Here is a 22,952-nt window from a genome sequence, read left to right as displayed (position 1 = left end):
AACACATGCGTATCGTTTCTGGCATTCAGCCCACCGGCAATCTTCACCTTGGCAATTACCTTGGTGCGATCCGCAATTGGGTGGCGATGCAGGACGAGTGGAGCGCCAAGGGCGGGGAATGTTTCTATTTCCTGGCCGACCTGCACGCGATTTCGATGCCGCATGATCCCAAAGCTCTTGGCGAAAACACGCGCGAGATGACCGCCGCGCTGGTCGCCTGCGGGATCGACCCGGACAAAAGCACCCTGTTCAATCAGGCGCAGGTGCCCGCCCATGCCGAGCTGCAATGGCTGCTCAACGGCACGGCGCGCGTGGGTTGGCTCAACCGCATGACCCAGTGGAAGGACAAGGCGGGCAAGAACCGCGATGGCCAGTCGGTCGCGCTTTTCACCTATCCCGTGCTGCAGGCCGCAGACGTGCTGATCTATCAGGCCACGCATGTCCCCGTGGGCGAGGACCAGAAGCAGCATCTCGAACTGGCGCGCGACATTGCGCAAAAGTTCAACAATGACTTCTGTGCCGAGGGCGCGCCGCTCTTCACCCTGCCCGAACCGATCATCCCGCCGGCCGCCGCGCGCATCATGAGCTTGCGCGATGGCACCAACAAGATGAGCAAGTCGGACCCCAGCGACATGAGCCGCATCAACCTGACCGACGATGCGGACGCGATCATGGGCAAGATCAAGAAGGCCAAGAGCGATGCCGACGCCTTGCCATCCGAGGCCGAAGGGCTGGAGGGCCGCCCCGAAGCGCGCAATCTGGTGGGCATCTATGCGGCCATGTCGGGCCAGTCGGTGGCGCAGATTCTGGCTGATTTCGGCGGCAAGGGCTTTGGCGCATTCAAGCCCGCGCTGGGCGAATTGCTGGTCGAGCAGCTGGCGCCGATCAACGCGCGCTTCAACGAATTGCGTCAGGACCGCGAGGCGTTGAACGCCATCCTGCGCAAGGGCGCCGAAAAGGCCCGCGCCGCCTCGGCCCCCACGCTGGCCGCCACCTATGACGCGCTGGGTCTGGTGCGTTAACAAATGAGGGCGCAAAAGGGGGTTAAACCCTTTTGCGCCCGCCTCTTTTTGCCGCATCATTCAACCATTATTCAGCCTTGCAAGCCTAGCATCGCGGCACCATACCACTGCTGCGCCCTAACCGGGGAGGGATAGTCGGCCAGAGCGGCATGCAGAGGAGAAAAACGAATGAGTGGCGCTAACTCTCAATGGATCTCGCGCGGCATAAAGGGAGCCATGGCTGGCCTCCTGATGCTGGGCCTTTCCGCCTGTGCCGACACGCTCGACACGCGTGTCACCCGCTTTCAATCGCAATTGCCCGCGCCTCAGGGCCAGACCTTTGCGGTTGTGGCCGATGATCCGTCGCTAGCGGGCGGGATCGAATTTGGCCAATATGCCAAGCTGGTCGCCGGTGAACTGACCAAAAAGGGCTATACCGAGGCGGTCAACCCCGATGCCGCCAATCTGATCGTGCGCTTTTCCTATGGCGTGGACAAGGGCCGCGTGCATGTCCGTTCGACCGGCATGCGCGATCCGTTCTGGGGTCCGTGGTACGGGCCGGGCTTTGGCCGCAGGGGCTTTTACGGCGGCTGGGGCGGCGGTTTCTATGGCCGCGGCTGGGGCTATGGCTGGTATGACCCCTGGTTCGATCAGGGCGTGGAAAGCTATACCGTTTACACCAGCGGCATCAGCGTGAAGATCGACGACAAGAGCGCCAACAAGCGCGTGTTCGAAGGCAAGGCGGAAGCCGCTTCCTCCTCGAACAAGCTGACCTGGCTGGTGCCCAATCTGGTCGAAGCCTTCTTCACCGGCTTCCCCGGCAATTCGGGCGAAACGCTGCGCATCACGGTGGCCCCTGAAAAGACCACGGTGAAGGGCCCGGCGCGGTAAGCGATCTTTTTAGCTTTTATAACCGGCCCGGTTTTCCAGATGGAAGACCGGGCCGATTGCTTATGAGCTTAAGGCGCTTCGCTGCAAACGCTCTTTATCGGGACGAAGCGCAGCAGGGTAAAGCCACCGCCGCCCCATAGATAATAGCCAATTCCAGCCCTGTTCAGATCGTCGTTGATAAAGCCGATGGTAATCAGCAATCGGCTGTCAGGGTGAAAATAGACCCGGTCATCCCCCGGCCCAAGGTCCATCAATATCTGGTCAACAACGGCAGGTTCCTTGGGAATGGTAACCTTGCCGGTCGCCCGGTCATAAACTGCCAGACAAGTTGTCCCTGCCCCGCATCCGAGCGTAATAATGTTAAAATGACCTGCGAAGTTGGCGTTCGCCCGGCTTTGCGCGCGTATGGTGCTGCGATAGAGATGCGCCTTGCCCATCCGCACATCGGGCGGCACCGCCTTTTGAAGCCGGTGCGATGGAGTAACACCATAGCGCGCAAAATTGACCGGAGAGATAGCCTTCTCCATGGCAGCCCAACATAGCGACTCTGGACTGGCCGCAAGAGCGGGCGAAGCAATGAGCGCGGCAACCATCCCGCCAAGCGTGAACAGGCGGAGCATCAATTCCCCAGCGCGACCACGCCGCCGGTCGATCCGAACCCGCCCTCGCCGCGCGCGGTTTCGTCCAGTTCATCGACCTCGACCCAGCCGCCCTGCACCACCGGGGCCAGCACGAGCTGCGCCACGCGGTCGCCGCGCACGATGGCAAAGGGTTCGGTGCCGTGGTTGATCAGGATCACCTTCAATTCGCCGCGATAATCCGAATCGATGGTGCCCGGCGTGTTGGGCACCGTGATGCCATGTTTGAGCGCCAGACCGCTGCGTGGGCGGACCTGAATCTCAAAGCCATGCGGGATCGCCATGGCAAGCCCCGTCGCCACCGCATAGCGGGCGCCCGGCGCAATCACCACATCCTCGGCCGAGACAACATCCATCCCCGCCGCCCCGCTGGTGGCATAGGCGGGCAAAGGCAGGCCCTGCCCATGGGGCAGACGCTTCAACCGGACGGGAATGGGTTCAGACAAAGACACGAGAAATCCTTTCAACCAAAGCGGCAGCCACCGCTTCTTTCGGCAGATCGGGCAGGCTGTCCACCCCATCGGCGCTGACAATATGAACGCTGTTGCGCAGGCCGCCCATCACATCACCGGACACATCATTGCCCACGATCCAGTCCGCGCCCTTGCGGGCCAGCTTGGCGGTGGCATGGGCGATGACGTCCTGCGTTTCAGCGGCAAAGCCCACGACAAGGCGCGGGCGGCGTGGCGAGGCGCAAAGCCCCGCCAGAATATCGGGGTTTTCGACCAGAGCGAGCGGCGGAACGATCCCGCTGCCATCCTTCTTGATCTTGTGCGCGCCCGCATCGGCCACGCGCCAATCAGCCACGGCGGCCACCATCACGGCAACATCGGCGGGCAAGGCCGCCTCGACCGCCGCCGCCATGTCACGCGCGGTTTCAACATTCACGCGGCGTACCCCGTGCGGCGTAGGCAGATCGACCGGGCCGGCGATCAGCGTGACCGATGCCCCGGCCTGCGCGGCGGCCTGCGCGATGGCAAAGCCCTGACGCCCGCTCGACCGGTTGGCGATATAGCGCACCGGGTCGATGGGCTCATGCGTAGGACCGGCGGTGATCAGCACATGGCGCCCCGCCAGCGGTTTTTCGTCCACCAGCGCCGCGCCGATCGCCCCCATCACCGCCTCCGGTTCGGGCAGGCGCCCCGGCCCATATTCGCCGCAGGCCATCACGCCCTCGTCGGGGTCCAGCACATTCACCCCGTGCGCGCGCAGGGTGGCGACATTGGCCATCGTCGCCCCATGCTGCCACATGCGCACATTCATCGCAGGCACGGCCAGCACCGGCTTGTCCGTCGCCAGCAAGAGCGTGGTGGCCAGATCATCGGCAATGCCGCAGGCCATCTTGGCCATCAGATCGGCCGTTGCCGGACAGACCACCACCAGATCGGCCTGACGGCTCAGTTGAATATGGCCCATCTCAACCTCGTTCTTCAGGTCGAACAGGCTGGTATGCACCGGATTTTCCGACAGCGCCGCCAGCGTCATCGGCGTCACAAACTGCGCCCCGCCTTTCGTGAGGACGCAGGTGACATCGCCCCCCGCCTTGCGGATCAGGCGGATCAGTTCACAGGACTTATAGGCCGCGATGCCGCCGCCGATGATGAGAAGGATGCGTTTGCCTAGCATGGAGACGGTCATAGAAGAGGTAGGGGAAGAATGCGAGGGTCTAGACCCTCGCGCTCCCGTTACTGTCTGCATTGCGCTAGAGGTTCGGCGTTTGGTGTCGGACGCGATGTTTGAATTTTAAAGCCTGCGGCGCGGACAGGGATGACCTCACCGCGCCGCAGGCTTTTAAAACCCCCAAACAGGCCAACCAGCCACCCCATTAACGGGATTGCAAAGGGCCCCCGCCCTTTGCCCGCCGGAGGCAATCCTACTTCTTAAAAGCCCCCCGGACCAAAGCCCCCAGCCCCATCGGCACGAAAGCCAACCCCAAAGCCATGACCGGCGTAATCACTGCCCCCCAGTAGAAATTGTCATTCCGCCCGGCGATGGCAAACAGCAGCGCATAGCCGGAAAACAGCAGCATCCCCGTCTCCCCCGCGCTCGATCGCCACGAGGCCCAGCCGAAGATCATCAGGATAGTCAGCGGCCCGGCGATCTGATGGGGCAGAAAGCGCAGGTTGGAGGAAAGCACCGTGTTCGACAGGAAGCCCCCCAGCCCGCGCATCGCCAGCCAGCTTGGCCCGACCTGATCGGTGGGCAGGGTTTGCAGCGCGATCAGGTGGAGATGCCAGGCATAACCCACCGCAAACAGCGCCACCAAGGCGCCCCATGCCGCCGCCTCCCGCCACGCCCCGCGCCAGAGCGCCATCGCTCCCATCAGCAGGACATAGGGCAGCACATGCTCACGGATGGACAGCGCCAGCGCGGCGACCAGCACCGCGCCGACCCAGCGGTTACGTTCCGGCCGGTGCAGCCCCAGCGAGAGCGCCACCAGCATCCCGGCCCAAAGTTCATGCAGCACGAAATAGTAGCGGTTCAACCCCAGCGAAGCGCCGAAGAACACCAGCGCCGTGCCGATCCGCCGCAACGAAGGATCCACGTCCAGATCGCCCAGCCGCCCCCACCATGCCGCGATCACGCCCACCATCAGCGCCAAGGCCACCGCCATGGCAATAGGCGCGGGCCGGTCGCCGTCCACGCCCATCGCCGCGTCCAGATAGGCGAGCGTGGGCAGGCGCACCGCAGCGCCGGGCCGCACCGGATAATCGGCGCGGCGATGTTCGCTCACGATAAAGTCGTAATAGTTCTCACCATGCAGGATGCGCGATATGGCGCGGTCATAGAGTTTGAGATCCTCGTCGCGCGGGCGCTCGGCGGCCTTGTTATGCGCGATGACAATACTGGGGGCCTTGGCCTCCTCGCCCCGCCCCACGGTCAGCGGCACCCATGCCGAAGCCGCCAGCAACAGCGCCAGCACCACCAGCGCCATGCGCGCGGGCCACCGGCCCCATGCGGCGAAACGGTCATGGGGCGCAGGCCCCGGCCCGCTCACCCCATCCAGCCGATATGCCACGCCGCCCATACGCTTATGCCCCCCAACAGGAAGGCTGTGATATATCCGGGCCAGCGGTTAGCATTCGGTTTACCCTGACGATCCCAGATGAGGGGAATATCGGGCAAGGGCGGCTGTTCGGGGGCGGCGCCTTTCAAGGGGAACCTCTCCTCGATCCGCTCGATCAGGTCGGGCATGCGCATGATCCGGCGCAGGCCCCGATGGATGCCCCGCGCGATGGCCGCCTCGGGGCCAAGCTCGTCGCGCATCCATTCGGAGACGAACGGCCCCGACACATCCCACATGTTGATGTCTGGATAGAGCTGCGTGGCCAGACCCTCGACCATCACCATCGTCTTTTGCAGCAGCAGCAGATGCGGCTGGGTCGACATGTCGAAATCGCGGGTGATGGCGAAAAGCCCGTCGAGCATCTGCCCGACCGAGAGATCCTTGACCGGACGCCCGCGCATCGGTTCGCCAACGGCCCGCAGCGCGGTCGTGAATTCATCGACCGAGTGATAGGAAGGCACATATTGCGCCTCGAAATGGATCTCGGCCACGCGGCGGTAATTGCCCGTGGTCAGCCCATGCAGGATCTCGCCCAGCCAGATGCGCGCCTGACGGTTGATCCGGCCCATGATGCCGAAATCGATGGCCACGATGGTGCCGTCCGGCTCGATGAACAGGTTGCCCTGATGCATGTCGGCATGGAAATAGCCCAGATGCACCGCCTGCGTCAGGAAGGCGATGACCAGACGCTTGGCCAGCGCCTCCAGATCGATCCCGGCGGCCTTCAATGCGGCGGTGTCGCTGATCTTGATCCCGTCGATCCATTCCAGCGTCATCACACGGCCGCATGTGCGGTCCCAGTCGATGGCGGGGATGCGATAGCCGTGGGTGCCCTTCATCATGTCGGCCAGTTCGGAGGCCGAAGCAGCCTCGCGGCGCAGGTCAAGCTCGCGCAGGGTCCAGCGCTTGAAATTGGCGATGATGAGACGCGGGCGCAGGCGCGTGGCCTCGCCGCCCAAGGCCTCCAGATGGGCCGCGGCCCATTCATAGGTCTGGATGTCGCGGGCAAATTTCTCGCGGATGCCGGGGCGCAGCACCTTGACCGCCACGCGGCGGCCGTCGGTGGTGATCGCGCGGTGGACCTGCGCGATGGAGGCCGCGCCCACCGGCTGCTCCTCAAATTCGGCGTAAAGCTCGCTTAAAGGGCGGCCAAAAGCGCTCTCCACCTCGGCCCGAATCGCGGCAAACGGTACAGGCGGCAGGCTGTCCTGCAATTCGAGCAGATTATCGGCCGCCTCCTCGCCCACCAGATCGGGGCGGGTAGCCAAGGTCTGGCCCAGCTTGATCGCGGCGGGGCCGATGGCGCGGAAGGCCCCGGCGTAATCGGGCACATCAGGAATGCGCGCGCCAAAACGGGCGATGCGGCACAGGCGCGCCACCGGGGCGGGCGTATGGGGATCCTGCTCGATCCCCCGCAACGCGCCATGCGACGCCAGAATGCGGCCCCAGCTGAGCAGGCGCCAGATATGCTTGCGGGGTGACAAGGTGTTTAGACCTTCCAGCCCGAATGGATCGCCACCAGACCGCCAAGGATCGGTTCGACGCGGGTGTTCACGAAACCGGCCTCGCGGATCATGCCTTCAAATTCGGGCATGGGCGGGAAACGGCGGATCGATTCGATCAGATAGCGATAGGAATCGGCATCGCCGGCAATCATTTGGCCCAATTGCGGCACCAGCTTGTGCGAATAGGCGTCATAGGCTTCCCTGAAGCCGGGCCATTCGGTCGTCGAAAATTCGAGGCAGAAGAAGCGCCCGCCGAATTTCAGCACGCGGTGGGCTTCCTTCAACGCCTTGTCGATGCGCGTGACATTGCGGATGCCAAAGGCGATCGTATAGGCGTCGAACACGCGGCTCTGAAAGCTAAGCTCCTCGGCGTTCTGACGGCTCCAGACCAGACCATCGAGGCCACGCTCCATCGCGCGCTCGATGCCCACGTCCAGCATGTCCTGATTGATGTCCGACACGGTGATCGAGGCGCCGCGCTCGTGCATGCGAAAGGCGATGTCGCCCGTGCCGCCCGCCATATCCAGGATCATCTCGCCCGGCTGGGGTTTCACCCGGCGCACGAACTTGTCCTTCCACAAGCGATGCAGCCCGGCCGACATGGCATCGTTCATGATGTCATATTTCTTGGCCACGGATGAAAAGACCGCGCCCACCTTGGCAGTCTTTTCCTCGGGGCTGACCTCCTCATAGCCAAAGGAGACGGTGTCGGGCTGTTGATCGCTCTGAGTCATGGGCGCCGCTTTAGGACGGTTTCGCGCTTGCGAAAAGGTGCTTACTCGGACATCGGCGCGCCCCTCGCATTTTCTTTGCAGACCGCCTATCTCCGCGCCATGCCAGAGCTACCCGAAGTCGAAACCACCCTGCGCGGCCTTGCCACCTATCTGGACGGCCAAAGGATCGCGCGCGTCGAAACCCGCCGCGAGGGGCTGCGGCGCCCCTTTCCCGCCGATCTGGTGCAGGTGATGACCGGGGCCACGGTGACCGGCCTGTCGCGCCGGGCCAAATATGGGCTGATCCATACCGACCGGGGCGCGGTGATGGTGTTCCATCTGGGCATGTCGGGGCGGTGGCGGATTGATCCTGATGCGCTGGAAAAGCACGACCATCTGGTGCTGACCACCGAGGCGGGCGCGCGTTTGGCGCTCAATGATGCGCGGCGATTCGGCTCGGTCGATCTGGTGGCCGATGCGGCGCTGGGCGCATGGCCCGCCTTTGCCGCGATGGGGCCTGAACCTTTGGGGCCGGAATTGACCCCTGCCCTGCTGGCGGCGCGGATGAAGGGGCGCCTCAGCCCGGTCAAGCAATTGCTGCTCGATCAGGCGGTGGTGGCGGGCCTTGGCAATATCTATGTCTGCGAGGCGCTGCACCGGGCCGGAATCAGCCCGCTGCGACTGGGGCGCGATGTGAAGAAACGTGAACTGGCGCTGCTGGTGCCGGCCATCGTCGATGTCCTGTCCGAGAGCATTGCGGCGGGCGGCAGCACGATCCGCGATTATGCCCAGCCCAATGGCGAATTGGGCTATTTCGCGGCCAACTGGCGCGTCTATGGCCGCGAGGGCGAGCCGTGCCATGCCTGCGCCGCGCCCATTGCCCGCGTGACGCAGGGCGGGCGGTCCAGTTTCTGGTGTCCGGCCTGTCAGAAATAGGGCAAACGGGCCGCGCCGGATGGTCCGGGGCGGAACAATAAAGACTCCTATTCCCTTGACGATTCGGCCAACGCTGGTTAAGGGCGCCGCTTCTGGTGGAACCGATGGTTCTGCTATACCGATTTTCGCTAGCAATTTCCGGCCGCATCGGCCCGATACGAGGACACACATGGCCAATACGCCGCAAGCCCGCAAGCGCATCCGCCGTAACGAGCGTCGCGCCGAAATCAATGGCGCCCGCATCAGCCGCATCCGCACCTTCGTCAAGAAGGTCGAAGCCGCGATCGCCGGTGGTGACAAGACCGCTGCTGCGGCCGCCCTGCACGAAGCCCAGCCTGAACTGGCTCGCGGCGTTGCTCGCGGCGTGCTGCACAAGAACACCGCTGCGCGCAAGTATTCGCGCCTGACCAAGGCGGTCGCCGCTCTCTGATTCGCGATTCGTGCGGCCTGCAAAACGGTTGCACGCGATAGCGATAAGCGTGAGCGCGTAAGCAAAGCCGATGGGGCATCCCGTCGGCTTTTGCTTTGCCCTGTGCCGGGCAAAAATGACAGCTTCAAGAAATCCTGCAATTCCAACGATTCGCAAATTGTCATGATATTTTAGCATTAAAATTCAATGACTTTTTCGATTTTGGCGGATTTGCTGGGGTTGCGCTGTCAAGCCAATTATTTCAAAATTTTTGCAGATAACGCCCTTGCGCAGCGCCCGCGATCATCCCTAAAACAAGGGTGTCCGAAGCGCTCAGCGCCTTCCGGACTTCACAGAAACATGGCATCTGTCACACTCGCGGAACCTTCCGGTTTCGCAGGGGGGGAGCCTTTTTCCGTGTGCAAGGTGAGGCCGTCGGCAATTGCGTCGGCGGGTTGGGGCATAATGGCGGATCAGGAGCATTTGGGGTGACGGGAACCGTTTGGGGCGGCAAGCGCGCCGAGGCTGGCCCTGCAAAGGGCAAGTCCGGGCATGTCGCCGAAGATCAGGATGCACTCGACCTGGCCGCTGATTGGGCTGACATCTGTCAGGGCCTGAAGAAGGACCTTGGGCCGCAGCTGTTCAATCAGTGGATTCGCCCGATTCAGCTCGGCGCGTTCAACAAGGATTCGGGCACGCTCGAATTGTTTCTGCCCACCGAATTTTCGGCCAACTGGGTGGCGGATCGCTTTGCCGACCGGCTGACGCTGGCATGGAAGATCGCGCGCGATGTGCGCCATGTCCGCATCAGCGCCCAGCCCGGCCGCCGCGCGATGCCCGACCTGCGTCTGGCCCGCGACAACACGCCCGCGCGCCCTGCCCCGGTGCTGGGCGATTCGGGCCGCGTGCATGGCCATGCCACCGAAGGCGCAAGCGCTGCCACCGATACGCTGGCGCTGGCCTCGATCGGGCTTGACCCCTCGCTGACCTTCCCCACTTTCGTCACCGGCACCAGCAATGTGCTGGCCTTCAACGCGGCCCAGCGCATGGCCGCCCTTGAAGCGCCCCAATTCTCGCCACTCTATCTCAAGGCCGCCACGGGTCAGGGCAAGACCCACCTGATGCATGCCATCGGCCATGCGTTTCTGGCCAACCATCCGCGCGCGCGCATCTTCTATTGCAGCGCCGAGCGCTTCATGGTCGAATTTGTTCAGGCCCTGCGCCAGAATCAGATGATCGAGTTCAAGTCGCGCCTGCGCGGCTTTGACCTGCTGCTGGTGGACGATATCCAGTTCATCATCGGCAAGGCCAGCGCGCAGGAAGAACTGCTCTACACGATCGACGCCCTGCTGGCCGAAGGCAAGCGTCTGGTGTTTGCCGCCGACCGCAGCCCGCAGGCGCTGGACGGCGTAGAACAGCGCCTGCTCTCGCGCCTGTCGATGGGCCTTGTGGCCGACATCATCCCGGCCGACATCGAACTGCGCCGCTCGGTGCTCGAACACCGCCTTGCCCGCTTCACCTCGGTGGTGGTGCCCGGCGATGTGATCGAATTCCTGGCCCGCACGATCAACCGCAATGTGCGCGAGCTGGTCGGCGGCCTCAACAAGCTGATCGCCTATGCCCAGCTCACGGGTCAGGCCGTCAGCCTGCAACTGGCCGAGGAACAGTTGACCGATATCCTGTCGGCCAACCGCAAGCGCATCACCATCGACGAGATCCAGCGGACCGTCTGCCAGTTCTACCGGGTGGACCGTCAGGAAATGTCGTCCAAGCGCCGCGCGCGCGCCGTGGTGCGCCCGCGTCAGGTGGCGATGTACCTCTCCAAGGTGCTGACCCCGCGCTCCTACCCGGAAATCGGGCGCAAGTTTGGCGGGCGCGATCACTCGACCGTGATCCATGCGGTGCGCCTGATCGAGGACCTGCGCACACGCGATGCCGATATTGACGGCGACGTGCGCTCGCTGCTGCGCCAGTTGGAAAGCTGATCGCAAAACCCCGGTACAAGCTGTTGACGGGCGGTGCATAAAGGCTGGACAAGCCTGTGCATCGCCTGTTGGCATGCCTGTGGATAAGCTGTTCGCCAAGAGTGGGAAGCTTGGGGGTATGCTGGGGAAAGATTCCCATGCCTCCGGCGGGCAAAGGGACATATCCCTTTGCAATCCCGTTATTGTTTGCGTTGCGCGATGGGTTCAACCTTAGGCATCGAACGCGATCACCGAATTGAAAAGCCTGCGGCGCCTATCTGCGCCACTTCGCCGCGCCGCAGGCTATAAATATCGCCCCAAACGCCCCACCGGCCAACCCCACCCCAAAACCGGGATTGTTAAGGGCCCCCGCCCTTAACCCGCCGGAGGCTCCTTCTTCCTTGCCCCTTCCCCCGCTTGTCATCCCCCCCGGCCTCCCCTAAATCCCCCGCATGACCCCCGAACGCCTCTCCCGCTTTGCCCGCCATATCGTGTTGCCCGAGGTCGGCGGGGTGGGGCAGATGGCGCTGGCCGATGCCCATGTGGTGATGATCGGCTGCGGCGGGATCGGCAGCCCGGCCTTGCAATATCTGGCCGCCGCCGGGGTTGGCCGCCTGACCCTGATCGATGATGACAGCGTCGAGGCCAGCAACCTGCAACGCCAGACGATCTTCGCCGAGGCCGACATCGGCATGCCCAAGGCTCAGGCTGCAGCCGATTGGGTCGCACGCTTTGACCCGGAGATCGCCGTCAGCCACCATCAGACCCGCATCTCGACCGATAACGCCCCCGCGCTTATCGCCGGGGCCACGCTGGTCCTCGACGGCTGCGACAATTTCGCCACCCGCCTTGCCGTTTCGGACGCCTGTGTGGCCGCCGGCATTCCCCTGACCACCGCCGCCGTGGGCCGGTTTCAGGGCCAGATCGCCAATTTCGCGGGCCATCTGCCGGGCCATGCCTGCTACCGCTGCTTCGTCGGCGATGCGTTCGACGCCACCGATTGCGACACCTGCGCGGCCGACGGCGTGCTGGGTGCCTTTGTCGGCATGGTGGGCACGATGGCAGCGCAATCGGCCGTCCGCGTGATCCTGCATGGCGCAGGGGTGAGCGGCCCGCTGGCCAATCCGCAATGGGGGCGACTGCATCTGCTCGATGGCCTTGCGCCATCGCTGCGCACGATCACCATCCCCGCCGACCCAGCCTGCCCCTCTCATTAAACGCCCAGGCCATTAAACGCGCGCCATAAAAAAGCAGGGTCGCCCCAGCCGGACGACCCTGCTTCCTCCTGCGCGAAAAGCCCGGATGGGTCGATGCCCATCCGGTCCCTTTCACAAACTTACGTGCTTACGACTTGGGCGCCTCCAGCGTGGGATATTTGATCCCCAGCTGATCGAGGTAGGTCGGGTATTTCGCCGCGTCATAGTAGTATTTTTCCATCTGCGGACGATATTCCTTCATCGTCTTCTCGTTCAGCCAGGTCGCCGCCTTCGGCCCCAGAATCGGATCATACTTGTCGGTTTTGAGCTGCACATCGGTGAAATAGGCCTTGGCGTCGGCCACCAGCTTGGGCGTGGTCATCACGTCCAGAATCGTCATGGCCAGCGCCTTGGCCCCGGCCTCGACGCCCTTATGCGCAATCGGCGTGGCCATCGCCATGGCCGAGAGCACATTGTGGCCGATCATGTTCGGGATATTGGCCGGATAGCGGATCGTGATGGTCGGCACGGTCCACATGATGTCGCCAATGTCATCCGATCCGCCGCCGATCGAACGCGGGCGGTTTTCGGGCGAGGACAATTCGCCCACCTTGTCCGACAAAGGCTTGACCGTGCGGTGGTTGATCGTCTGCACCGCCTTGGTGAAGGCCTGATCGTCGGCGGTCCACTTGGGCATGCCCACCGCCTTGATATTGGCATAGGCGGCCTCGGCCAGCGGCTTGTTGCCGAAATTGGGCGCGGCATAGCCCAGGATCTGCGAGGTCACCGTCGTGCCGGTCGCCTTGGCGGCGGCCTGCGCGATTTCATTGCCGGTGTTGTAAAGGTTGCGCACCGCGCCAAAGCTGCGCTCGCGGAAATAGTACCAGACGCTGGCCTTGTCGGGCACGACATTGGGCTGGCCGCCGCCATTGGTGATGACGTAATGCGAACGCTGGGTCACGGGCAGATGTTCGCGGCGGAAATTCCACGCCGCATCCATGATCTCCACCCCGTCCAGCGCCGAGAAGCCATCCCACGGATCGCCTGCGGCATGGGCCGTCTTGCCCTTGAACGTATATTCGACCGAGACCATGCCGTTCATGCCCAGTTCGCCATAGGCGGTGCCGAAATCAGAGCTGACATGGTTGAAGATGCACAGGTCAACGTCCTTGAACATGCCCTCGCGCACATAATAGGCCTTGGTGGCCAGCAGTTCCTCGGCAATGCCGGGCCAGATCATCAGGCGGCCGGGGATGTGGTTCTTTTCCATCACCTGCTTGGCGGCAATCGCGGCGGCCACCACCAGCGGCATACCCGAATTATGCCCTTCGCCATGGCCCGGCGCGCCCTCGACCATCGGCTTCACATAGGGCAGGCCCGGCGTCTGCGAGGTGCCCAGCAGATCGTCCACATCGCTGCCCAGCGCGAGGACCGGCCCGCCCTCGCCCCAGGTGGCGGTAAAGGCGGTGGGGATGCCCGCCACGCCCTTGGTCACCTTGAAACCGTTCTTTTCCAGAATGCCGGTCAGATATTCCATCGTGCGGAATTCCTGGAAGCCGGGCTCAGCATAGCTGAACACGGTATCCACCATCACCTGGATATCCTTCTTCTGCGCCTCGACCCCGGCCACGGCCTCGGCCTTCAGCTTGGGGCTGGCGGCGGCATGGGCCTGCGGGCCGGCCATCACGGCGGCCGTGGCCATCAGGGCCAGAGCGGTGCGTTTCACAAAATCCATGACTGATCCTTCTCCCAATCAGAAGCCGATCTTGGCCGAGACGCGGAACGTGCGCCCCATCACATCGTAAATGCTGCGGTTGGTCTGGGCATAGGCCGGAACATTGTTTCCGGTCGGGCCATTGCCCACCAGCACCGGGTCCTTGTCCAGCAGGTTGTTGACCACAAAGGTGATCGACATATCCTTGACCCGCTCGCTCTTGATCTTGAACTGGACCGAGGCGTCCAGATAGCTGATGCCCTTGATCTTGTTGTTGTTGATCGTGCGATACTGGTTCAGGTTCGACACGGTCGGGCACGAGCCGTTGCATTCGATATAATCGTTGCCGTAAACCCCGTCCGAGAAGCCGCGATAGACAAGGTTGATGTTGGCCGCGCCCACTTCATAGAAAGCGCTGATGCGATAGACCCAGCTGGGCGAGCTGAAACCGCCAGAGAGGCTGCCGCCGTTGACGCCAGCATAGTCCACCGGGAAGATCTTGTTATCCACCACGTTGGCAATGTAATGCGTGGTCGTGCCACGAATGGTCAGCGTGCCGGGCAGGTTGGCGCTGATCTTGGAGAGCATCGTGCGATAGCTCGCGTCAATGTCAAAGCCCTTGGCATGCTGGCTGGCAAAGTTGAACGGCTGGATCACGATGGACTGCAGCGTGGTGCCGTTGAAAACTACATTCGAGCAATAAGCCGTTTGGCCCTGGTTGCAGAAATCCACCGTGTTCTGCGAAGTAATCGCACCAATCGAATCCTTGATATTGATGTCGTAATAGTCAAAGCTGGCGGTGAAACCGGGGATGAAGGAGGGCGTCAACACCGCGCCCATAGTCCATGTATTGGCCTTTTCGGGCTTCAGGTTAACATTGCCAATCGTGCTTTCAACAAAGCCCGTGCTGCCTGCGGTTACGCCGGTGATCCCGGCAAAATCTTTGGTCAACACCACCGTATTGGTGCGCGCGGTGGGCGCGGCGAAGAGTTCGGACAGGTTGGGCGCGCGGATATCGCGCGAATAGGTGCCGCGCAGCTTGATCGAGGAATTGACCTGCCACGTCGCCCCGCCCTTATAGGTCAGCACGCTGCCGCTGGTCGAATAATCGGTGCCGCGCGCCGCGCCGTTCAGGTTGACGCCCGGCAGCACAGGCAGGTCGATTTCGACAAAGCCTTCCTTCACCGTGTAGGCGCCGGTGTTGGGCAGGTAATTGCCGTAAAGCCAGCGCGCCGTGGTGGTGCCAGTGATGCTGTTCTTCAGCGGCTGGAATTCGTCGGGCACATAGCCGCTGACGCTTTCACGCCGCCATTCGCCACCAAATGCAATCGCCGCGCTGCCGCCGGGCAGCTTGAACAGATCGCCGCTCAGCGATGCGGCCGCCACATCCTGTTTCAAGGTCTGGTCGCGCCAGGGCTGGTTGCCATAGATATAGGCCAGCCCCGATGCCGAAGGCCCGCTGGTGCCCAGACGGTTGATCGGCACGCAGCCATCGGTGGGGTTCGTCAGGCTGGAGCGGCAGACAATCGTGCCCGCCGCCACGCCCAGCGCATTGCCCGCCGGCGCAAACACCGCATCCTGCGCCAGCGCCATGCGCTGCGTCTGCCAGGTGTTGATCAGCTGTTCGTGGCTCTTGGTTTCGCCATGCTGGAAATAGGCGTCGAAATTCCATTCGCGGCCCAGCGCGTCAAACTTGCCCTTGGTGCCGACCACATAGCGATAAACGTCGCGCGTATTGTGGCTGCCGGGCACGGGATAGCCCGCATTGCTGGTGCCGATGGTGATCTTGTTGGCTTGGGAATTACCCAGCGCCGCCGCCACGGTGGGATAGAGCGATTGCAGATAGGCATTGTCGCCCGCAATGGTCACGCCCGTGCTGGGGGTCTGCTGATAATAGCTTTCGCCAATATAGCGGTTCCAGCCAAACTGGGCGAAGACCTCGATGCGGCTGGTCAGATCATAGCCCACGCGGCCAAAGGCGCTGAAACGCGCTTCATCGGGCATCAGCGAATTGGTGCCGACATGGCCCGCCAGCGTGGTCTGGTAATCGCCGCCGACCATATAGCCCGAGTTGCTCTTCGCGCCGAAATTAAGCGTGCCGAGCTGGCCGGGCGCCAGAAAATATTTGCCCACCAGCGAACTGGCGCTGGACAGGGTGGTGCCGGTGATCAGACCGCCCGCCGTATAGCCAGAAGGCCCGATGCCCGCCCCGTTGATCCAGCTGGGCTGGCCCGCCGCCGTGTTGGGGTTGGCGATCATGAAATAGCCGCTGTTGTTCCAGCTGCGCGCGATGGTGGAAACGCCGTCCTGCTTGGCATATTCGGCATTGAGCAGGACATGCATGCGGTCATCGAGCAGCGAAAAGCCCGCCGAACCGCTGAGGCGATAGTTGCGCCCGTCGCCATAGGTGGTGATGCCCTGATCGGCGGTGAGCTTGAAGCCCTTGTATTTCTTGTTCAGGATGAAGTTGACGACGCCGCCCACCGCGTCCGAGCCATATTGGGCCGATGCGCCGCCGGTCACGACTTCGACGCGCTCGACCAGATCCTGGGGCACGGTGTTGACATCGACCACGCCGTTGGTGGCGCTGGCCACCGAACGCTGGCCATCGACCAGCACCAGCGTGCGCGAGGCGCCAAGGCCGCGCAGGTTGACACTGTTGATCCCCGCCAGACCGTTCGACAGGCTGCCCGAGGAATTGGCCGAGGTCGAGCCCTGCGTCACGGCGGGCAACTGGTTGACGAAGTTCGACAGGTTGGCGGGCGCCTGCGCCTTGATGTCGGCCGAGGAGAGCACGGCAACAGGCGTGGGCGCGGCAAAGCCGTCCTTCACGATGCGCGTGCCGGTCACCACGATGTCATTTGCGGGCTCGGCGGCGGGTTCGGCGGCGGGCTCGGCCGCTTCGGCGGGCGCCGGGGCCTCGGCGGCCACCGAGCCTGCCAGTGCGGGCGTGGCCACCATCATGGCCAGCACCGAAACGGCGGCTCCACCCAGCCATGCCTTTTGCGCGGCCGATTGCGTCCATTCCCTCATCGTTCGATCAATCGCCATGAAAACCCCCTATTGGTTATCTGTTTATTCCCCGGCGATCCTGTTCCCATGCCGCGGCTGTCCGATGACGGACGCCGCGTTTTTATGATCGGGCGATGGCATCAGGCCGGTCCCGCGCCAATTCCGCCCCTTGTTTCGGCCCGCTCAGCGTCCCCCTGTTAAATATCCAAAAGGGCGCGACCCCTTTTATCTCGTCATTGCAGCGCTGAAGCCCAACTTTCTTTTTCAGCGCAGCAAATGCTACACGATAGTTTTCAATTTTTTCCGAGAAACATCGCCATATTTTCTACATATATTTGAGGATTTCATACAATAATAGAATTATTACTTTGGATTCCCGACCCTGCCCGCCCGATCTTCGCCCGAATTCAAAGCCGCGCGAATCGCCTCACCTGCCCCGCGCAAAGACCGCAGGCGGCACATTGCGCTGGGTCACCCGGCGCATGACAAAGCTGGAGCGGATCTTGGCCACATGCGGCAGCGTGGCCAGTTCGCTGCGATAGATCCGGTCGTAATCCTCAAAGCTTTTGACATGAACCATCATCAGAAAGTCCGTGTCGCCCGAGACAAAGCTGCAGAAGGTGACCGAGGGGCAGCGCACCACCGCCTCTTCAAATTCGGTCAGCACGGAATCGGCCTGCGATCGCAATTCGATGGCCACGATGACCACAATGCCAAGGCCGAGCATCGGCAGATCAAGCTCGGCCGTATAGCCCTTGATCGCGCCCTGCTCCTCCAGCAGCTTGCGCCGCCGGGCCGCAGCCGTTGCGGAAAGATGCACTCTTTCGCCCAGCATCACGTCCGACATACGGCCGTCCTCGACCAATGCGTTCATGATGCGAAAGTCTGTGGCATCAAATTCGGTGAGAGTGTTTTCCGTCACGCGGGCCCCTTGTTGCAACGGATTTCCGTCAAGAAGCAGGCAAAACTGCTCCGTATTTCGTCAGATAGAGTGCGACGACTGTGGTAGCTTTGGAAATACGTCAAACTGGCACCTTTGCCGGGGGGCATGGCTGGCTAGAAGACGTCGATCTCAAGCGAAAAGGGGCATCACATGAAGCAGGCAAGGGGCCGGAAATTGGGCCAAAAGCTGGCAAGCGCGGCGCTGATGGCATTGCTGGCGCCGCAATTGGCCATGGCCGATCCCGTTGGCGTATCGAACACCAGGGACGGCGATCTGCTGCCCGTGCGGGTCGATGCCGATGCGGGCAAGATCCTGATCACCCTGCCCAAGGCGGATGCCGAAGGGGTGATGGGCCGCTTCATCTATGCCACCGCGATCCGCAGCGGGCTTGGCTCGGCCCCGATCCGCATCGACCGGGGGATGCTGGGTCCGACGCAGATCCTCGCCTTCCGTCGCTTTGGACGCAAGGTGGCCGTGGTCTATGAAAACCCCCGCTTCCGCGCCACCGGCGAGGCATCCGTGCAATATGGCGCCAAGACCAGTTTCCCCTTCAGCACTATCGCCATGCTCGACATCGTCTCCTCCGACGCCAAGGGCACGGTGGTGGACATCAGCCCCTTCCTGACCCGCGATACGATGCATCTGGCCGATGCGCTCAATCAGGAGGCCAAGGGGTTCCGTCTGGCGGACAATCTCTCCGCCGCTGATCCCACCTCGGTCAAGGTCTTCCCCGACAATATAGAGATGGAGGCGGTGCAGACCTTCACCTCGGACACGCCGGGGCGCGAGGTGGGCAATATCGCCGCCGATCCGCGCCAGATCAGCTTTACCATCCGCCATTCGCTGATCCGCCTGCCCGGCCCCGGTTTTGCGTTGCGCAAATTCGACATCCGCTCGGGCAGCCATGGCACACAGGTCTATGACTTCGGCACGCCGCTGGGCGACGATGTGCAGTACCAATTGGCCAACCATTTCCGACTGGACAAGGTGGATCCGACGGCGGCCAAGTCGCGTGTCAAAAAGCCGATCACCTTCTATATCGACAATGCCGCGCCTGAACCGATTCGCGGCGCTCTGGCGCGCGGCGTGGCATGGTGGAATCAGGCGTTTGAAAGCGCGGGCTATATCGACGCCTTTCAGGTCAAGCCCCTCACCCCCGACATCGACCCGCAGGACGCGCGCTATTCCATCGTCAACTGGGGCGACCGTCTGACGCGCAGCTGGTCCTATGGCGGGGGCATCATCGACCCGCGCACCGGCGAGATCATCAAGGGCAATGTCGTGCTGGGCGCGCTGCGCGTGCGGCAGGATATGCAGATCTTCGAGGCGCTGGTGGGCGCGGCGCAGGACAACACCGGCGGCCCCAATGATCCGGTGAAAGTCTCGCTCGACCGCATCAGCCAATTGGGCGCGCATGAAGTGGGCCACGCCATCGGCTTTGTTCACAATTTCGCCGGATCGACGCAGGGCCGCACCTCGGTCATGGATTATCCCGGACCGCTGATCGGCCTCAAGGGCGGCAAGATCGACCTGTCCGACGCCTATGCCAAGGGCATCGGTTCGTGGGACAAATTCACCGTGCAATGGCTCTATGGCCAGCCCAAGCCCGGCACGGATGCCGACAAATGGGCCTTCGCGCTGGCGGACGCAGAGTTCGCCAAAGGCACGCGCTATATGACCGACATTGACGGCCGCGCCGACGATGGCCCCGCCCCGCATGACAGCATGTGGGACAATGGCGAGGACAAGCCTGCGGAACTCGCCCATATGCTGGCGGTACGGCGCGTGGCGTTGAACAACTTTGGCCCCGGCGTCCTGCGCAAAGGCGAGGCTCTGTCCAATCTGCGGCGCAAATTCGTGCCGGTCTGGCTGCTGGCGCGTTATGAAGTGGCCGCGACCGGCAAATGGGTGGGCGGGGTTGATTATGCCTATGCGGTGGCGGGCGATGCCAACAAACCGGCCCAGCCCGTGGCGGCGGCCAAACAGCGCGCGGCTTTGGCGGCGATGCTCAAAACCCTTTCGCCCGCTGAACTGACCGTGCCGGATGCTCTGTTGGGCTGGCTGTCATCGGGCGTGAACGGGCGCAATGACGCGCAATTCGACACCGAGGTTTTCGACAATGCCGGGGCGGCCGCCTTCGATCCGCTGGTGGCCACCGATGTCGCCGCGCAGGTCACGCTCGACAGTTTGCTGGCCCCCACGCGTCTGACGCGCGTTCATCTGCAACAGGCGCGCGATCCGGGCCAGTTGGGCCTTGCCGAAATGATCGACGCGCTGGGCACGGCCACGTGGGAACATAATGCCACGCCGGTCGAACGGCGCATTGCCCTGCGCGCGCTGCTCTCGGTGGCGCGGGCGCGGCGCGATGCGGCGACACCCGTCGATGTGGCCGCCCTGCTTCAGGAAAAGCTGGACATGGCCGCGGCCAAGCTGGGCGAAGGCAGCAGCTGGGGCAAGACCGTGGCGGCGCTGCTGAAAAACGGCCCCGCGCTGGAGGCGGAAATCGGCAAGATGGGCCGCAAGGCGCCCGCCATCCCGCCGGGCATGCCGATCGGCGGCGACACCGGCTGGTTTGACAACTAACCGCGACTGGCCGCTTCCTCGGCCAGTTCGTCAGCCCTTTGGCGCCGCGCCTCATCCTCGGGCGCGGCGTCGAGAAGCGCCAGATGCGCAGCCATTTCCGCCAGCAAAGCCCGATCCGCAAGGCGCAGATCGGGCACCATCAGACCTTTGAGATCGTTGGGCTCAAACTTGTTGAGACCCCCGCCATAGACCCGCCCATGCAGCCGCGAGGCCGCCCGCACCGAATCGCAATTGAGGCACAGCACCAGCGCCTGATGCAGCAGCGGATCGTCCGAAAAGGGATAGATGCCGTGGAAACAGGTCAGGCTGCTCCACCCCGCCGCATTATGGATGAAGCGCAAGGCCCCCCGAGCGAAGACCGCGCCCCAGATCGGCGCCACGGCGCGCTGCTCCATCCCATACCAAGGCTGGCGATGGGCCAGGATATAGCGCGAGGGCAGCCCCTGCGCCTCCCCCTGCGCGACATAGGCGGCCTCGGCGGGCATCAGCGGATCGGAGAGGTTGAGCAGCAGCCCATCACCCCCACCTCGCCAGATCAGCCCCCGCACCGCCGTCGCCCGCCCGACACAGGGCAGGCAGCGCGCAGGGTCAATGCCCAGATCCGCCACCTTCTGCGCATTCAGCAGAAAGAACCCGTTGGCCCCCGTGGCGATCCCGCGCCGGAATTGCGCCAGTTGCGCCAGAGGCACAAACCCGGCCCGCGCCTCGCCGCGATGGCCTTGCAGCAAGGGCTCCCATTTATCCGCCCCGGCCAGTTCCGCCCGCGACAGTTCCACCCGCCGCGCCCCCGCCGCCAGTTCATCGAGCGAGGCGGGCCAATCGCCCACCCCCCGCCAGTCCCAGCCGATAATCATGGCCGCTGCACCAACAGGATCGAGGCCGTGGTCAGCGCATCATCAAATACATCGCCACCCGAAAACAGCACCACCTGTTGCAAGCCCCCCGGCCCCAGCAGGAATTGTTTGAACCCGCGCGCGAAATTGGCCCCCATCCATTCGCCGGGGATCAGGAAAGCGCCCCGGCCGCCGCGCCGCAACTGACAAGCCGCCTTGACCACGAAATCGACATAGAGATTGGCCGATTTGGGAAGGACATAGCCCGCCCGCGCGCCAATCTCCGCACGCAAGGCGCCATGATCGCGCAGCTCGCGGTGACGGATATAGGGCGGGTTCATCACCACGCCGTCATAGTGCTCCCACCCGGCGCGCAGGAAATCCTCATGCCGCACCTGCGCCCGCCCGGCATCGGCGGCACGCAAGATTGCCTCGTCGCACTCATAGGCCACCACCTGCGCATTCGGGCAACGCGCCTGCGCCGCGCGGGTCAGCACACCCGCCCCCATCGCGGGATCAAGGATCATGCGCGGCTGCGCCCCCGCCACCCAATCGGCCATCAGCGCGGCCAGACGCGGGGGTGTGAAAAATTGCCCCAAAGCCTTGCGATGATCCGGCGCCGCTTGGCCCGCATAATCAGCTTCCGCCCTGGCATCAGGGATAAGCGAGGCCATCAATCCGGCCCGACCAGTTCCTCCACCCACGCAGGCACGATATCGCCCGCAGGGCCAAGCCGCGTTTCATGGAACCATGCCGAACCCTGACTGCGCTCAAGATTGAGTTCGAGGCAATGCGCGCCCATTTCCCGCGCCAGCCGGACAAAACCCGCCGCCGGATAGACCGCGCCCGAGGTGCCGATGGACACGAAAATATCGCAATCGCGCAGCGCGTCATGAATCTCCTCCATGCGATAGGGCATCTCGCCAAACCACACGATATCGGGCCGCAGCGCCGCCGCCCCGCAGGACGGACATGGCGGCCCCTCGATCAGCGGGGCAGTCCAGCCCATCCGCGTGTCGCAGGCGGTGCACCATGCCGATAGATGCTCGCCATGCATATGGATCAGGTTTTTCGAGCCGGCCCGGTCATGCAGGTCATCGACATTCTGCGTCACCAGCGTGACCGTGCCGCCATCCCATTCCCGCTCCAGTCGGGCCAGCGCGTAATGGGCAGCATTGGGGGCCTTGGTCTGGATAGCGGCGCGGCGCATGTCGTAAAAACGCTGAACCAGCGCGGGATCGCGTTCAAAAGCTTCGGGCGTGGCGACATCCTCGACGCGGTGCTGTTCCCACAAACCGCCGCCATCGCGGAATGTGTCGATCCCGCTTTCCGCGCTGCATCCCGCCCCGGTCAGGATCACGATATTGCCTGTCATTTCCATGCCTTTCCTATGCCCGAAAGCGCGGCCAAGGCCAAGCCGCCGATCGATCCACCGCTTATGACGCACCGCACAACGAAATGCCGCATCGCAGCAAAGATTTGTAACGAAACGGCCATTCAACAGAGAGGCTGACCGCCCAGATTGTCATTCTGATCAATGCTTTCAA

The 22,952-nt window shown here is 63.3% G+C and carries 19 protein-coding genes; 7 read left to right on the top strand and 12 right to left on the bottom strand.

The genetic code is table 11. The annotated features are described in order from the left end of the window. The first annotated feature begins 5 nt into the window (after positions 1-5). Positions 6-1,022 (top strand): tryptophan--tRNA ligase, encoded by a 1,017-nt coding sequence (trpS, locus tag PQ457_RS02560; RefSeq protein WP_273618229.1) that lies wholly within the window; start codon positions 6-8, stop codon positions 1,020-1,022. A 216-nt stretch (positions 1,023-1,238) separates the two neighbouring features. Continuing rightward, positions 1,239-1,892: a DUF4136 domain-containing protein gene (locus tag PQ457_RS02555; protein WP_273618228.1), complete on the top strand. Its 654-nt coding sequence runs from the start codon at positions 1,239-1,241 to the stop codon at positions 1,890-1,892. Between the two features lie 68 nt (positions 1,893-1,960). Here PQ457_RS02555 and PQ457_RS02550 read toward each other — a convergent pair whose 3' ends face one another. From PQ457_RS02550 to PQ457_RS02525, 6 genes are all read right to left on the bottom strand, one after another. Beyond that, entirely contained in the window at positions 1,961-2,419 is a 459-nt protein-coding gene (locus PQ457_RS02550; protein ID WP_273618227.1) for a hypothetical protein, read from the bottom strand. 92 nt (positions 2,420-2,511) lie between these two features. Further along, positions 2,512-2,982, bottom strand: coding sequence for a dUTP diphosphatase (gene dut / locus PQ457_RS02545; protein WP_420540961.1), 471 nt, complete (start codon positions 2,980-2,982; stop codon positions 2,512-2,514). Next, on the bottom strand, positions 2,969-4,156 hold the full coding sequence (coaBC, locus tag PQ457_RS02540; RefSeq protein ID WP_273619229.1) for a bifunctional phosphopantothenoylcysteine decarboxylase/phosphopantothenate--cysteine ligase CoaBC: 1,188 nt from the start codon (positions 4,154-4,156) through the stop codon (positions 2,969-2,971). The genes dut and coaBC overlap by 14 nt, the downstream gene beginning before the upstream one ends. A 247-nt stretch (positions 4,157-4,403) precedes the next feature. Then, positions 4,404-5,549, bottom strand: a complete 1,146-nt coding sequence (locus PQ457_RS02535; protein WP_273618226.1) for a glycosyltransferase family protein — start codon at positions 5,547-5,549, stop codon at positions 4,404-4,406. Further along, entirely contained in the window at positions 5,525-7,081 is a 1,557-nt protein-coding gene (gene ubiB, locus PQ457_RS02530; RefSeq protein ID WP_273618225.1) for a 2-polyprenylphenol 6-hydroxylase, read from the bottom strand. Before ubiB ends, PQ457_RS02535 begins: the two co-directional genes overlap by 25 nt. 5 nt (positions 7,082-7,086) lie before the next feature. Further along, entirely contained in the window at positions 7,087-7,836 is a 750-nt protein-coding gene (locus PQ457_RS02525) for a class I SAM-dependent methyltransferase (protein WP_273618224.1), read from the bottom strand. Between the two features lie 99 nt (positions 7,837-7,935). Between PQ457_RS02525 and mutM the strand changes: the two genes are divergently transcribed. From mutM to PQ457_RS02505, 4 genes are all read left to right on the top strand, one after another. Next, positions 7,936-8,751, top strand: coding sequence for a bifunctional DNA-formamidopyrimidine glycosylase/DNA-(apurinic or apyrimidinic site) lyase (gene mutM, locus PQ457_RS02520; RefSeq protein WP_273618223.1), 816 nt, complete (start codon positions 7,936-7,938; stop codon positions 8,749-8,751). Between the two features lie 169 nt (positions 8,752-8,920). Continuing rightward, positions 8,921-9,181 (top strand): 30S ribosomal protein S20, encoded by a 261-nt coding sequence (gene rpsT, locus PQ457_RS02515; protein ID WP_168605033.1) that lies wholly within the window; start codon positions 8,921-8,923, stop codon positions 9,179-9,181. A gap of 467 nt (positions 9,182-9,648) precedes the next feature. Further along, complete coding sequence (gene dnaA / locus PQ457_RS02510; protein ID WP_292691382.1) at positions 9,649-11,145, top strand: chromosomal replication initiator protein DnaA; 1,497 nt, start codon at positions 9,649-9,651, stop codon at positions 11,143-11,145. Positions 11,146-11,576: 431 nt separating this feature from the next. Beyond that, entirely contained in the window at positions 11,577-12,341 is a 765-nt protein-coding gene (locus PQ457_RS02505; RefSeq protein ID WP_273618222.1) for a HesA/MoeB/ThiF family protein, read from the top strand. Between the two features lie 127 nt (positions 12,342-12,468). Here the strand turns inward: PQ457_RS02505 and PQ457_RS02500 are convergent, their stop codons facing one another. The 3 genes from PQ457_RS02500 to PQ457_RS02490 form a co-directional block, all read right to left on the bottom strand. After that, positions 12,469-14,055: an amidohydrolase gene (locus PQ457_RS02500; RefSeq protein WP_420540960.1), complete on the bottom strand. Its 1,587-nt coding sequence runs from the start codon at positions 14,053-14,055 to the stop codon at positions 12,469-12,471. Positions 14,056-14,073: 18 nt separating this feature from the next. Then, positions 14,074-17,085, bottom strand: a complete 3,012-nt coding sequence (locus tag PQ457_RS02495) for a TonB-dependent receptor domain-containing protein (RefSeq protein ID WP_273618221.1) — start codon at positions 17,083-17,085, stop codon at positions 14,074-14,076. Positions 17,086-17,473: 388 nt separating this feature from the next. Next, positions 17,474-17,968: an Lrp/AsnC family transcriptional regulator gene (locus PQ457_RS02490; RefSeq protein WP_273618220.1), complete on the bottom strand. Its 495-nt coding sequence runs from the start codon at positions 17,966-17,968 to the stop codon at positions 17,474-17,476. A gap of 171 nt (positions 17,969-18,139) precedes the next feature. On the opposite strand from PQ457_RS02490, the gene PQ457_RS02485 reads away from it, so the two are divergent. After that, the gene (locus PQ457_RS02485) at positions 18,140-20,572 is read left to right on the top strand and encodes a zinc-dependent metalloprotease (protein ID WP_273618219.1); all 2,433 of its coding nucleotides are present in this window, start codon (positions 18,140-18,142) and stop codon (positions 20,570-20,572) included. Here the strand turns inward: PQ457_RS02485 and PQ457_RS02480 are convergent. From PQ457_RS02480 to PQ457_RS02470, 3 genes are read right to left on the bottom strand one after another with little or no spacing between them, the layout of a single operon-like run. Next, complete coding sequence (locus tag PQ457_RS02480; RefSeq protein WP_273618218.1) at positions 20,569-21,426, bottom strand: hypothetical protein; 858 nt, start codon at positions 21,424-21,426, stop codon at positions 20,569-20,571. The genes PQ457_RS02485 and PQ457_RS02480 overlap by 4 nt on opposite strands. Then, positions 21,423-22,079: an Eco57I restriction-modification methylase domain-containing protein gene (locus PQ457_RS02475; protein ID WP_273618217.1), complete on the bottom strand. Its 657-nt coding sequence runs from the start codon at positions 22,077-22,079 to the stop codon at positions 21,423-21,425. Before PQ457_RS02475 ends, PQ457_RS02480 begins: the two co-directional genes overlap by 4 nt. Continuing rightward, positions 22,079-22,786 (bottom strand): NAD-dependent deacylase, encoded by a 708-nt coding sequence (locus PQ457_RS02470; RefSeq protein ID WP_168605025.1) that lies wholly within the window; start codon positions 22,784-22,786, stop codon positions 22,079-22,081. The genes PQ457_RS02475 and PQ457_RS02470 overlap by 1 nt, the downstream gene beginning before the upstream one ends. Between the last annotated feature and the right edge of the window lie 166 nt (positions 22,787-22,952).

The sequence above is a fragment of the Novosphingobium humi genome, from assembly GCF_028607105.1.
Lineage (GTDB): Bacteria > Pseudomonadota > Alphaproteobacteria > Sphingomonadales > Sphingomonadaceae > Novosphingobium > Novosphingobium humi.
This window is presented reverse-complemented; position numbering and strand designations above follow the sequence as displayed.